The organism is Ohtaekwangia kribbensis (genome assembly GCF_042676245.1).
GTDB lineage: Bacteria > Bacteroidota > Bacteroidia > Cytophagales > Cyclobacteriaceae > Ohtaekwangia > Ohtaekwangia kribbensis.
Genome location: NZ_JBHTKA010000003.1, coordinates 20,558 through 32,746, shown reverse-complemented (window position 1 = coordinate 32,746; position 12,189 = coordinate 20,558). Strand labels below are relative to the sequence as shown.

14 protein-coding genes are annotated in these 12,189 nt (G+C 44.4%); 11 read left to right on the top strand and 3 right to left on the bottom strand.

Features of this window, described 5'->3' with window-relative positions:
• Window positions 1-31 precede the first annotated feature (31 nt).
• The 11 genes from ACFQ21_RS10610 (at window position 32) to ACFQ21_RS10560 (ending at window position 8,253) form a co-directional block, all read left to right on the top strand.
• Window positions 32-253: a UPF0175 family protein gene (locus ACFQ21_RS10610; protein ID WP_377578749.1), complete on the top strand. Its 222-nt coding sequence runs from the start codon at window positions 32-34 to the stop codon at window positions 251-253.
• Complete coding sequence (locus ACFQ21_RS10605; RefSeq protein ID WP_377578747.1) at window positions 246-584, top strand: hypothetical protein; 339 nt, start codon at window positions 246-248, stop codon at window positions 582-584. Before ACFQ21_RS10610 ends, ACFQ21_RS10605 begins: the two co-directional genes overlap by 8 nt.
• Window positions 585-600: 16 nt before the next feature.
• Window positions 601-699 (top strand): hypothetical protein, encoded by a 99-nt coding sequence (locus ACFQ21_RS10600; RefSeq protein ID WP_377578745.1) that lies wholly within the window; start codon window positions 601-603, stop codon window positions 697-699.
• A gap of 12 nt (window positions 700-711) precedes the next feature.
• Window positions 712-1,971, top strand: a complete 1,260-nt coding sequence (locus ACFQ21_RS10595) for a dihydroorotase (RefSeq protein ID WP_377578743.1) — start codon at window positions 712-714, stop codon at window positions 1,969-1,971.
• A 25-nt stretch (window positions 1,972-1,996) separates the two neighbouring features.
• Window positions 1,997-2,521, top strand: coding sequence for a DUF4199 domain-containing protein (locus ACFQ21_RS10590; protein WP_377578741.1), 525 nt, complete (start codon window positions 1,997-1,999; stop codon window positions 2,519-2,521).
• 6 nt (window positions 2,522-2,527) lie between these two features.
• A complete protein-coding gene (locus ACFQ21_RS10585; RefSeq protein WP_377578739.1) occupies window positions 2,528-3,058 on the top strand; it encodes a DUF4199 domain-containing protein in 531 nt (176 codons plus the stop codon).
• Window positions 3,059-3,060: 2 nt separating this feature from the next.
• The gene (locus tag ACFQ21_RS10580) at window positions 3,061-4,053 is read left to right on the top strand and encodes a glycosyltransferase family 2 protein (RefSeq protein WP_377578737.1); all 993 of its coding nucleotides are present in this window, start codon (window positions 3,061-3,063) and stop codon (window positions 4,051-4,053) included.
• Window positions 4,054-4,068: 15 nt separating this feature from the next.
• On the top strand, window positions 4,069-5,031 hold the full coding sequence (locus ACFQ21_RS10575) for a glycosyltransferase (RefSeq protein ID WP_377578735.1): 963 nt from the start codon (window positions 4,069-4,071) through the stop codon (window positions 5,029-5,031).
• Between the two features lie 90 nt (window positions 5,032-5,121).
• Window positions 5,122-6,354, top strand: a complete 1,233-nt coding sequence (locus ACFQ21_RS10570) for an OmpA family protein (RefSeq protein ID WP_377578733.1) — start codon at window positions 5,122-5,124, stop codon at window positions 6,352-6,354.
• A gap of 108 nt (window positions 6,355-6,462) precedes the next feature.
• Window positions 6,463-7,239: a hypothetical protein gene (locus ACFQ21_RS10565; protein WP_377578730.1), complete on the top strand. Its 777-nt coding sequence runs from the start codon at window positions 6,463-6,465 to the stop codon at window positions 7,237-7,239.
• A gap of 12 nt (window positions 7,240-7,251) precedes the next feature.
• Window positions 7,252-8,253, top strand: a complete 1,002-nt coding sequence (locus ACFQ21_RS10560) for a tetratricopeptide repeat protein (protein ID WP_377578728.1) — start codon at window positions 7,252-7,254, stop codon at window positions 8,251-8,253.
• A gap of 15 nt (window positions 8,254-8,268) precedes the next feature.
• Here ACFQ21_RS10560 and ACFQ21_RS10555 read toward each other — a convergent pair whose 3' ends face one another.
• From ACFQ21_RS10555 to ACFQ21_RS10545, 3 genes are all read right to left on the bottom strand, one after another.
• Window positions 8,269-8,550 (bottom strand): GNAT family N-acetyltransferase, encoded by a 282-nt coding sequence (locus ACFQ21_RS10555; protein WP_377578726.1) that lies wholly within the window; start codon window positions 8,548-8,550, stop codon window positions 8,269-8,271.
• A gap of 4 nt (window positions 8,551-8,554) precedes the next feature.
• The gene (locus ACFQ21_RS10550) at window positions 8,555-9,709 is read right to left on the bottom strand and encodes an MFS transporter (protein WP_377578724.1); all 1,155 of its coding nucleotides are present in this window, start codon (window positions 9,707-9,709) and stop codon (window positions 8,555-8,557) included.
• A gap of 70 nt (window positions 9,710-9,779) precedes the next feature.
• Window positions 9,780-12,182, bottom strand: coding sequence for a hypothetical protein (locus ACFQ21_RS10545; RefSeq protein ID WP_377578722.1), 2,403 nt, complete (start codon window positions 12,180-12,182; stop codon window positions 9,780-9,782).
• Window positions 12,183-12,189: the final 7 nt, after the last annotated feature.

Here is a 12,189-nt window from a genome sequence, read left to right as displayed (position 1 = left end):
TATTGATGGTAAAACTTAAACATATTAACCTGTGAAAACAGTTAGTATTGAATTACCAGAGAATATAAGCGAAACAGAATTGAAAATAATTCTGGGGGGTGAGCTATATGAGCGTGAGAAACTTACCCTGGGCCAGGCGGCTGATCTGGCCGGCCTTAGCAAACGCGCCTTCATTGAAAGGATGGGCAAGTATGGCTTTTCTATTTTTGGTGACTCCGTTGATGATTTAATGGCCGATATAAAAAATGCCTGAGATTGTAATTTCAGACACGAGTTGTTTGATTCTTTTAACGAAGATTAATGAACTCGATCTTTTACGCACCAGCTATAAAAAAATAATTGTTCCGGAAGAAGTAGCACAAGAGTACGGCAGTTCCTTGCCCGACAGGCTTGAGGTAAGAGAGGTATCTCAGAATTCTCTGCAAAAAACGCTGCAACAGATTGTCGATAAGGGAGAAGCAAGCGCTTTCGCTTTAGCATTGGAAATTCCTGTTACGCTTGTAATTGTTGATGATCGGAAAGCCCGCAAGGTAGCCTTGTCATTAGGTTTTAACCGTCACAGGAACGTTAGGAGTATTTGTTAAAGCAAAAAGACTGGGATTGATACCTTCTGTTAAGCCAATACTTGCTAAACTTGCAGGAACAGATTTCCTGGGTATCCGAAAGGATTGTAACAACCATTCTGGAGCTAACGGGTGAAAAATAACAAGCATGAAAATTCTTATACAAAACGCTGAAATACTTGATCCCAATTCCCCCTTTCATCAAAAAGAAAAAAATGTATTAATCAACAACGGCCGTATTGCCGAGATCGGTGATAAAAATTATTCTGCCGATAAAGTTGTAAAGGCTGATGGTATGAAGCTGTCTACCGGCTGGTTTGACCTCGGTACCTATGTAGGCGATCCGGGACTTGAACACAAAGAAGATCTGGATTCCGTGTCTAAAGCTGCAGCAGCCGGAGGGTTTACGGAGATCGCGGTGCTTCCCAATACATCGCCTTCCATACAAACTAAAAATGAAGTAAGCTATATCACCCGCGGCAACGATACACGCCTCGTAGAAATCCATGCGATGGCAGCCGTAACAAGAAATAATAAAGGCGAGGAACTTACGGAAATGATAGACCTGCACGAAGCTGGAGCTATAGCATTTACCGATGGACTGAAGCCTATCTGGCATACCGATATCTTGCTGAAAGCGCTTCAGTATCTTCAGAAGTTTAACGGAGTGCTCATCGATCACCCCGAAGATATATGGCTGAATATGTTTGGCCAGATGCACGAGGGTATTAACAGCACGATGCTCGGCCTGAAAGGTATGCCGCGCATTGCTGAAGATATCATGGTAAGCAAGAACCTCGAACTGCTGGGCTATGCAGGAGGTCGTTTGCACATGGCCAGATTATCTTCCGGTAAAGCCATTGAACTGATACGTGCAGCGAAAAAGAAGCTGAACGTAAGCTGCGACATCGCTGCCTATCAACCGCTGTTGGATGATAGTCACCTGGCAGACTTCGATACAAACTATAAAGTAAATCCACCCCTGCGTGAGAAAGTGGATAACGATGCGCTCATCAAAGCATTGAAAGACGGAACGATTGATGTGATCTGCTCCGGTCATGTACCGCATGAAGATGAAGGTAAAGAGCTGGAGTTTGATCTTGCTGATTTCGGAATCATTAACCTGCAGACGTTCGGATCAAATCTCGTTTCATTGTCAAAGTCTGTAGACTGGAGTGTGTTGCTGGAGAAAGTAACCGTAAATCCACGCAAGTTGCTAAACCTGGAAATGCCTCGCATCGATGTGGAAGAGAAAGCTAACCTTACGCTCTTCGATCCGAATCGCTTGTGGACGTTGGATGAAAAAACAAACTTGTCGAAGTCAAAGAACTCGCCCTGGTATGGTAAAGAAGTTACCGGTAAAGTAGTGGCGGTGTTCAACAATAATAAACAGCGTATCGAGGACTAATGTCTTCGTATCCATAGGTATAGAAATGAAATCTCCCTTATTAAAAATATCCATTCGCTACGGGCTCGTTGCTGGTGCGCTTACACTTGTGCTGATGGTAGCGCTATATTATATAGGTACGCACCCGTTGATGATAGCTCCGTACCTGGATTTCAGAATTTTACTCTTTGGTATTTTTATCTTCTTTGCGCTGAAGGAAGTACGCGATTACTATCAGAATGGAGAACTATATTTCTGGCAGGGTATGATCGGTGCCGGCATTGTGGTTTTACTGGCAGATGTTATTGCATCTATAGGCCTTACGATATTTGGAAGTATAGAGAAAGAATTTATGACTTCCTATGTGACGGAGATGACGAAATACCTGGGCACTTTTTCGAAGGAGGATGTTGAGCGGATAGGAAAAGAAGTTTTTGAGCGTAATTTAAAGCAGTTACCTACGACTAACATCTCGGTCTTGGCAGTTACCTACTTTGTACAGGGAATTTCCATAGGCTTTTTTGTGAGTATAATACTTTCAGTAATTCTAAGAAGACAACCCAAAAACTAAAACTCTATGGAAGAAACAGCAAACCTTGCCACAGTACGTCAGTCCGGTATCCGCTATGGTCTAATCGGCGGTGTTGTATCAATTGCAATTTTTGTTATTATGATTGTTGCCCAGGTTGATATAACAGCATGGTATTGGAAATGGATCGGCTATCTTATCACTGGTGTCCTCATTTTTCTGGCCCACAAGTATTATAAGGAGAACGGAAATGGCTTCATGCCATACGGACAAGGAATTGGTATTGGCTTGTGGTTCGGTATTATCTCGTCTGCTATTTCAAGTGTCTTTACCTATATCTATGTTAAGTTTATTGACGCAGGTTTTATAGAAGCTATAAAACAGAAGTCGGTTGAAGATATGGAAGCCAAAGGTATGTCGAGCGAACAAATTGATCAGGCAATGAAATTTGTTGAAATGTTCACAACCGCTGAGGCTATGTTTTTAATGGGGATTATATTCGGAATAATCGGGGCAGTTATAATTGCTCTAATAGTTTCTATCTTTACGCAGAAGAAACATCCAGAACCGACATTTTAAACATGATACATCCGGAGATTTCCGTAATCATTCCGGCAAAAGACGAAGAGGAGTCAATCCCCGAATTATGCCAGTGGATAAGCCGTGTGATGCAAGCGCACGGCTTTTCGTATGAAGTGATTTTTATTGATGATGGCAGTTCCGACAGCACGTGGGAGCAGATCCTGAAAGTAAACGCGGCCGATGAACGCTTCAAGGGCGTTCGTTTCAACCGTAACTTTGGTAAATCGGCGGCATTGCAAACCGGCTTTCGCGCAGCAAAAGGCAAAGTAATTATTACCATGGATGCCGATATGCAGGATAGTCCGGATGAAATACCCGAGCTATACCGCATGGTAACACAAGATGGCTACCACCTTGTATCCGGCTGGAAGAAGAAACGTCACGACCCGCTGTCGAAAACTATACCTTCCAAATTTTTCAATTACGTTACCCGTAAACTTTCCGGTATTCCGCTCCACGACTTTAACTGTGGTTTGAAAGCATACCAGGCTTCCGTAACCCGAAACATTACGGTATATGGAGAGATGCACCGCTATATACCCGTGATCGCGAAATGGGCAGGCTTTACAAAAATCAGCGAGAAAGTAGTTGAACACCGCGAGCGTAAATTCGGAACTACCAAGTTCGGGCTCGAACGTTTTATAAACGGTTTCCTGGATTTGTTATCGATCACATTTGTGAGCAGGTTCCGCCAGAAGCCTATGCACTTTTTCGGAACACTCGGTACTATATCTTTCCTCATCGGTTTTGTATTTACCAGTAAGGTGATCTGGGATAAAATGGATGCGCTATATTTTTCCAAAATTCCGATCAAACGCGATATTACCGACCAGCCATTATTTTTCCTGGCGTTGGTAGCCATCGTTATTGGTGTGCAGCTTTTTGTTACCGGCTTCCTGGCAGAAATGATCTCCATGCAATCATTCTCCAAACGCGATTACCTCGTGATTGAGAAAGTAGGAATGGACGCAACCGAGAAGGTGTCGAATTAACGTTGCTGTATAACTATGCCGCCCAAGTATTCTGTCATTATACCGGTATATAATCGTCCGCAGGAAGTAGAAGAATTACTCGAAAGCCTTACGCATCAAACGGTAAAGAACTTTGATGTGCTTATCATTGAAGATGGTTCCACGGTACGATGCGAAGCCGTGGCAGACCGCTATCGCGATAAATTGTCCATTCAATATTTCTTTAAACCAAACACAGGTCCGGGCCCTACCCGTAACTTTGGTTATGCGCGTGCGTCCGGTAGCTATTTGGTTGTGTTTGACTCGGATTGTATCATCCCTCCGGGATACTTCGAAGCTGTAGATAAATCCCTTCAGGAAAATCAATGGGATGCCTGGGGAGGACCTGATCGTGCGCATCAGAACTTTACACTTGTGCAACGCGCTATGGGCTATACCATGGCGTCTGTATTAACAACGGGGGGTATACGCGGTGGTAAGAAGCGCGTGGGTTGGTTTCAGCCCCGGAGTTTTAATATGGGTATATCGCGCAAAGTATACGAAGCAACACAAGGTTTTAAATTCGACCGCTTTGCGGAAGATATAGAGTTCAGTATTCGCATGAAGAAGGCAGGCTTTCACGTTGGTCTTATTCCCGAAGCGTATGTATACCACAAACGCAGAACTAATTTCTCGCAGTTTTATAACCAGGTGTTTAACTTCGGCCGCGGTCGTGCGCTGGTAGGTAAAGTGCATCCTGAAGAAATAAAGATCACACACTGGTTTCCTTCGTTCTTTGTGTTGGGCACGGGTCTCATGTTGTTACTGCCATTTGTTGATATAATACTTTTTGCTGTTGCTTTTGGCGGCTGGCTCTTTTACCTCGCGGCCATCTTTCTGCACTCATTATACGAAAGCAAAAACCTGCTCGTAGCGATTTTATCAGTGCCCGCTGCGTTGTTGCAACTGGGCGGCTATGGCGTAGGATTTCTCAAAGAACGCTTTAAAAGCACACCTTAAAAATCAGGTGTATAAAACTTGAATCAAGAGAAAGAGAGGAAAATTGCAATATTTTAAATAATATTGTTAGTAAACCTATCCTATCCTTACATGAAGAATTTTGCCGGATGTTTGCTACTGATAGCGCTCTCCCTTGTTACCACCTCTTTTTTAGTTACTCAATCAAAAGAATTAACACCTGGGTATTATGTAGTGGTGGCTGCTTATGCGCCATCTCGCGAAAGCGCGGCTCAGAAATATGTGGAAGAACTGCGGCACCAGGGAACCTCTGCCGAGTACGGATACAACGCCAGCAAGAAATTATATTTCGTTTATCTGAAATATTTTACTTCTCTAAAAGAGTCTTTATTATACATGACGGCTACACGCAAACAAGGTAAATTTAAAGATGCCTGGGTGCGCGTTGTGCCGGGTTATATACCTGCCTTGCAGACTACACCACCGCCTGCCGAAGTGAAACCTCAAGAGGCTGTTCCTCCGGCTAACGGAAATGAACAGCATCTCCAAAATAACAACAGTACAACTCCGGCCGGAACTCCGGATTCAACTGCGAGCGATACTATTGAGGTAACTGACAATCCTCCGATCGTGCAATACAACCCCATGACGTTGGGCAACACAGAAGTGTTCCTCAGTTTATACAATGCACGAAACAATCGCATTGTAGATGGCTATGTGCAGGTAATTGATACCGAACGATCAAAAGCTCTGACACGCGTAAAGGGAAATGAATACCTGTTGCTTCCTGATCCGAAAAGTAAATCCGGTCAGCTTACGCTGATATGCGAAGCGTTCGGCTATAGAAAAATACAGCAGGAGATAAATTACCCGTTACCGTTGGCAGATACCGTAAAACCCTATATCGACCTGATGGGAACTACGCTGGTGGTAAACTTCGATTTGGTTCGCTATCACAAAGGCGATATCACTACGCTGTATAATGTATACTTCTTTAACGATGCAGCCGTTATGCGTCCGGAGTCTACATACGAGTTGAACAGTCTGCTCCAGTTGTTACAGGAAAACCCACGCTATAGAATACGCCTGCACGGCCACACCAACGGTAACTATCATGGTAAAATGATTACGATGGGACCTGATAAAAATTTCTTCTCGCTGGACGGGTCGAAGCAGGGCATGGGTTCAGCAAAAGACTTATCGTATAACCGTGCTTCGATTATAAAAGATTACCTCGTATCGAAAGGAATTGCCGACAGCAGAGTTGAGCTGAAAGCATGGGGAGGCAAGCGCCCTATATATGACAAGCGCGGCCCCAATGCGCAGAAAAATGTTCGCGTTGAAGTAGAGATACTCGAAGAATAAATTTGTTGGATTTCGTTGGAGCCCACTAAAAGCCCTGCAAAAGGGCTTTTGGTTTTTTACATTAATTTTACGGCTGTTAAACGAATATTAAATCTTCCATTTTTACCTATGAAGAAAGTACTACGAAGCTTCTTTCTGATCATTAACTACAAAACACTCATCATTACAGCCCTCGCGGTTATTTCAACCTATATATGCTATCACACCGGACTTACCGCAAAATTCCCCGATATGCTGGTGGGCGTTGCAATTGTTTTTCCGGTAGTGTTTTCCATTGGCTCTGCCTACAACAGGCGAGAAACGGCCTTGCAGCGTTTCTCTGATTTTAAAGGACATGCACTGGCTATATACTATGCCACGCGCGACTGGACTGTTGATAAAGAGCATGACCTGCCGCAGCGAACACGGGTTATCATCGAGTCGATGGTGGTGCTGATGCGCAGCATGTTTACTACAAAACATGAACACGATATTCAGAACAACGAACGCAAAGTGTTTCAGTACTTTTCGCAGCTATCGTCTATGACGGTGGAGATGCGTAAGTATGGTGTGCAGAGTGGCGAGATATCGCGCATCAATCAATATATCAGTAAAATGATTATCGCGTTCGATAACCTGAAGATCATTCATGCCTACCGCACACCGGTAACGTTGCGCGCCTATAGCAAAGTGTTCATCTATATATTTCCGATCATCTACGGTCCTTACTTTGCCAGCACCTTCAACGATTTCTCTGCGCATCTTGAATATGTAATGCCTGTGCTGTACAGTTTTATACTGGTGAGTCTTGATAATATACAGGATCACCTCGAGCACCCGTTCGATGAAGTAGGTGAAGACGATATACGCATCGATGAGAAAGATCTGACAACGCACATGAACTAAAGCTCACAGAGTATGCAAGAGCCTGCCACTTCCGAACAGAAACGAAAACGTGCCAGGCTATACTTTATACTGGCTGTGTCTTTTCTTTTTGTACTGGCGCTGGTGTGGTCGCTCGGTGCTTTCCTGGTATACCTTCTGTTGGGTATAATTATTTCTTTTGTTGTGTTAGGACTTCTCGCGTGGCCCTGGCAGAGACGTACGGGAGCGTATGAATACAGAGAACGGTCCTATCAAAAGAGTGGCCCGACTCACACATCATCAAAGGGATTTTCAAAAACTACTGATTCCGGAAAATATACTGAGCCATCTGAATCGAAAAAGAGAATGGTGGTTGCGAGTATCGTCTTTGTTTTTGTTTTTTCTATAGCGTTGGTAATCGTACTTAATATCGTTACATCGCCTGATGATACAGAGGCGCCCGATCAGAACTGGCAAACAGCTTTACAGTTTTACAACGAAGGTCAATATGACTCTGCCTATGTATATTACGACCGGTATAGATTACAACATCCGGATAACGTGGAGGTGCTCTTTGAAATGGGCAATACCGCCTGGAATATGCACAGACTTGATTCCGCTGTAACGATGTATGATGCAGTGCTTCAGAAAAATCCAGCGAACGAAGACGCCAGGATGAACAAGGCACGTATATATTTTGATCAGAAGAATTACCGCGCAGCTGAAACGGAGTTGACATCCCTGCTGAATCAAAACGCATCCAATCTTGATGCCATGCAATTGCTGGGCGATGTATATTATGACCAGGAAAAATATACCGAAGCGTTAAACTGGTATGAACGAGCCTATAGCAGCGGCCAGCGCAACAATTGGATATGTTACGTAATGGGATACCTGTACGAGATCAAAAACGATAATACCCGTGCAATAACACTCTATAAAGAAGCGCTGCAATACGATAGTACTGTTGTGGATATATACAAACGACTCGGTGATCTTATTCCAGGTAAAGATGGTGATCTATACCGGCAGCGTGCCGAAGGAAGACAGTGGTGATTGACTCACGATAGATCAGGATAGCACATCCTGAAAATCTTTCACCTTTTCAAAAACACTTTTCGCGAATGGACACAGTGGCAGAATCTTCAGGTTGTTTTTTCGGGCATGATCAACGGCAGCACCCACCAGTTGTTTACCTGCTCCTTTACCGCGCAACGCATCGGATACTTCGGTGTGGTCAATAATAATAAGTGCATCGCCTGCTTTGCTATAGGTCATCTCTGCAAGGCGTGTTCCGTTTTCGGCAACGAAGAAAGCTCCTTTGCTGCTGGATTGCTCGTGTTGTATCTGCATGTTGTTAATTTTGTTTATACCGGAACGCCAGAATCGTCATGATAACAAATAGCACCGCGACTACTCCCAACGCAATCCGTAATGTTTGCCAGTCTGCTATAAATCCGATTACCGGAGGGCCGATCAGAAAGCCGCTATAGCCCACCGTTGTAACCATGGCGAGTCCGACTCCGGGAGGCAGATCTTTTGTGTGGCCGGATATACTATACGCGATCGGTACAATTGTAGAGAGTCCTAATCCTACCAGGAAGAAACCAGCTATACTTATTATCGGTGTCGCGATAGAGAGTGTAGCCAGTAACCCTACCGTTGCAAGTATGCCACCGGCCATAATTATTTTTGCATCTCCGAAAAACGTGCGCATCCGGTCTCCAAGTAAACGACCAATGGTCATGGCAGTAGCAAATGCGGAAAGAGCTATAGGAGCCGTTGCCTTTCCGGACAGAGCAACATTCTCCATGAAATTCACGCTCCACTCCGACATAGCACCTTCGCCCAGCATACAACAAAAGGTAATGATACCAATGTTTACCAAGGCACGGTTGGGTAAGCGGAACAATGGTCCGTCATGTTTCAGCGAAGGATCAGGTTTATCATAAATAAGATTACGACTGGCCCAGGCAACACCGATCAATGAGAAGAGTACAATCGCAGTGAAATGTAAGATTAGTTCAACGTTCAGTTCTGCGAAGAGCGCACCACACCATGCCCCCAATGCCATGCCTATACTGAAGAAGGCATGGAATGAAGTCATGATCGGTTTTTTGTACTGTTGCTCGATCATTACAGCCTGCGCATTCATCGCCACATCAAGCACACCTGTGAAAATACCCATGACTATATAGAGTGCTATAAGCGCAGGTATATATCCCATGTAGGGTATAAGCGGTACAATCATGCAGTACATGATCAGCGAAACCAGCGTAATTTTTCTGCTGCCATTCTTAATGATAGCCCAGCCTGCAAAAGGCATGATGCTGACGGCACCAATAGAAAGTCCTAATAACACGAGTCCGATTGTACCGTTATCAGCAGAGTATAATTCCTGTATGCGTGGAAGCCGTGATACCCAATTCGCCAGTATAAATCCGTTCGTGAAGAACGAAATCTTAACGGCAATGCGGTTTCGCAATAGTGTACGCGATATGTTTTCTTTCAAGGCAGTATGATGATCATACGAAGATCACCTGAACGAATGACTTAAACAAAAACATATTTTAGGAAATGCTCTAATTGTTGTGCGGATTCACTGTAAAGCCTGCTGCGTTGCTTCCCGTAAGTCCATCGGCTGTCATACCTTCTACAACGATGCGGAAGTTTCCGGACTGATCCGATGTATAGAACTCCAACTGCAGCGTACCATCAGCATTTGTAACTGCCGACGGATTCCAATACAGCAAAGTACGCTGATCCGGCATACGACTTTGACGCTGCTGCTGACTTTCATATCGCGGCAGGTAGAACTCCCGTTGTAACTGGAGTCCTTCGTAATTCATCTTTACACTTTTTGGATTCAGTTGAAAGCCACCCAGGTCGCCCTGATAGGTAGTATAGCTTACAATGCCCGGGAAACTCAACGGCCCGAGGTAATAACGCTTCGTTACCACTTCAAGCTTGCGCACCCTTAATGGATTAAAAGCCATGATCTCGTCTTCATCAAAGATCGGTACACCATCGAGCATAATCAGCGGTGTATCGTTAAACACATCTTTGTGAACATGGTCAATCACCATAAAGTGAAAACCATCTTTTCGTTTGCGTACCATCACACCTGGTACATACTCACGCATTACTTCTTCCATTACCGGAAAACGGGTAAAGGCGTCCAGTATATATTTTTCATCGGGAGGTCCGTAAAATGCAGAGCTATCGGCTTCACGACTGGCAAGTTTTTCAAACTGATCACGATAGTATACATCCTGCACTTGCAAAGCAACGCTGCGGTCCAGCAACGCCTGGGCATGACTTGATGAAAGATGGAGTGGAGGAATAGCGATAGATGCAAAATCGGAAGCAAACGGAGAGAGTATCTCAATACGATGCGTACTGTCGCGTGTGGGATTCGTTTGCAAAACTATATTGGCAGAGCCGGAAGACTTCTGCATCTCATAATATACTTCACCTTTGTCATTGCTGCGCGATCCGTATAGTCTTGTAATTTTACCCGGAGCGGCTGCGTATGTAAGTATACCTCTGGCAATAGAACCATCGGCATTCCTTACCATACCTTTCACGATATGGCCGCGGTATTCAGGGAGAAAATTAATAGCTGGATATTTACTGGCTACAACATCATCCCATTGAAATCTTCTCCAGCCGTGCGTTAACATCAGGTTGTCTGTAGCTTCTTTCACAGCTGCATCGTTGCTTCTATAGTATTCCGGTGATTCAATTGTGCCTTTCAGGTCTGACGTTAACGAGAAGTAGTCTGTTATGCTGCTGCCGGCTTCAGTAAAGATCGAATCAACCTTATATACCGCTATGGATAGATCCGATGTTTTTCCGCTGGTCCCTCGGCTTGCCTGCAGATCAACACGCACCCGCCTGCGATTGCTATATTGTGTTTGATCGGTCTTAAGATTAATGGAGAATGTTGACTCAGGTTTTTTGAAATATAGCCTTTCGCACAGTGGTTTCAGGTTGCCATCAAAGATGGTTATCTGGTTTATACCTTCCGGCAGATCTTGCTTTGAGACCGTAAACGTAGCAACTCCGTTTTTAATATACTTAGCCTCTGCTATCGCGATAACCTGTCGCGCGTGAATGAAGGCATATACAAAATTAGGCTCTTCAGTTTGTACGGTGCTGTGTACGTTTATATGAAGTGTATTCTCAACCGAGTCCGTTACACGCATGGAATACCCGGTTGATACTACTGCCGGGAACTTTACCGTTGATGCCTTGCCCGATGCTTCGCGAACTACCGCACGGTATATATGGCCAGGTTGTGGAGTAAACGTGAAACTGCCAATGCCAAACTTTAACGGATTGAATCGCGCCACGGTATCATTCTGTTGGTTGATAAGTGCTCCGGCAAATGCTATACCCTTGCCCGAAGCATTCGTAACGCGAAACCCGATCTTGCTTTTTACTCCGCCCACGAGCGTGCCACCTTCCGGAAAAAATTGTGCGTCCAGCGCAGCCGTTGGAGCCGCGGATTCATGTTCCAGTTTTTTGAATGCATTAACAACACTGATCGATTTATGGAAGAAGTAATCAGCACTGAAATTTTTCATCCAGCTTGTATACGCACGAATAACATAGTTGCCGGAGTTCAGGGTTGCCGGTATAAAGAGCGAACCATTTCCATTTCCTTCATTCAACGAAACTTTGGTTTGCAATACCGGTTGTGCTGCCTGATCCAGTACTTCAATATAGGCCACATCACTTAATGCCGAAGGTTTGTGGAACACACCATCAGTCAGGTATATTTTAAACCACATCGTTTCACCGGTAAGGTATCCCGGCCGATCGATGTGTACATATATCTTCTCCTGGAATCCCTTCTGGCGATAGCGATTAAATTTTATTTTCAGACTGTCCAGTGCAGGTTGTTGAGCAAAGGTATATATACCTGCAGTAAATAGTAATCCTGCAGTGAGTATAGTGCGGTATGTAGCGGATCTAAGCATACGTATA

Bases quoted from the DNA above. Each gene is read 5' to 3' on its own strand.
- ACFQ21_RS10605 (WP_377578747.1), top strand. From the start codon at position 246: ATGCCTGAGATTGTAATTTCAGACACGAGTTGTTTGATTCTTTTAACG.
- ACFQ21_RS10595 (WP_377578743.1), top strand. From the start codon at position 712: ATGAAAATTCTTATACAAAACGCTGAAATACTTGATCCCAATTCCCCC.
- ACFQ21_RS10590 (WP_377578741.1), top strand. From the start codon at position 1,997: ATGAAATCTCCCTTATTAAAAATATCCATTCGCTACGGGCTCGTTGCT.
- ACFQ21_RS10585 (WP_377578739.1), top strand. From the start codon at position 2,528: ATGGAAGAAACAGCAAACCTTGCCACAGTACGTCAGTCCGGTATCCGC.
- ACFQ21_RS10580 (WP_377578737.1), top strand. From the start codon at position 3,061: ATGATACATCCGGAGATTTCCGTAATCATTCCGGCAAAAGACGAAGAG.
- ACFQ21_RS10575 (WP_377578735.1), top strand. From the start codon at position 4,069: ATGCCGCCCAAGTATTCTGTCATTATACCGGTATATAATCGTCCGCAG.
- ACFQ21_RS10570 (WP_377578733.1), top strand. From the start codon at position 5,122: ATGAAGAATTTTGCCGGATGTTTGCTACTGATAGCGCTCTCCCTTGTT.
- ACFQ21_RS10565 (WP_377578730.1), top strand. From the start codon at position 6,463: ATGAAGAAAGTACTACGAAGCTTCTTTCTGATCATTAACTACAAAACA.
- ACFQ21_RS10560 (WP_377578728.1), top strand. From the start codon at position 7,252: ATGCAAGAGCCTGCCACTTCCGAACAGAAACGAAAACGTGCCAGGCTA.
- ACFQ21_RS10555 (WP_377578726.1), bottom strand. From the start codon at position 8,550: ATGCAGATACAACACGAGCAATCCAGCAGCAAAGGAGCTTTCTTCGTT.
- ACFQ21_RS10545 (WP_377578722.1), bottom strand. From the start codon at position 12,182: ATGCTTAGATCCGCTACATACCGCACTATACTCACTGCAGGATTACTA.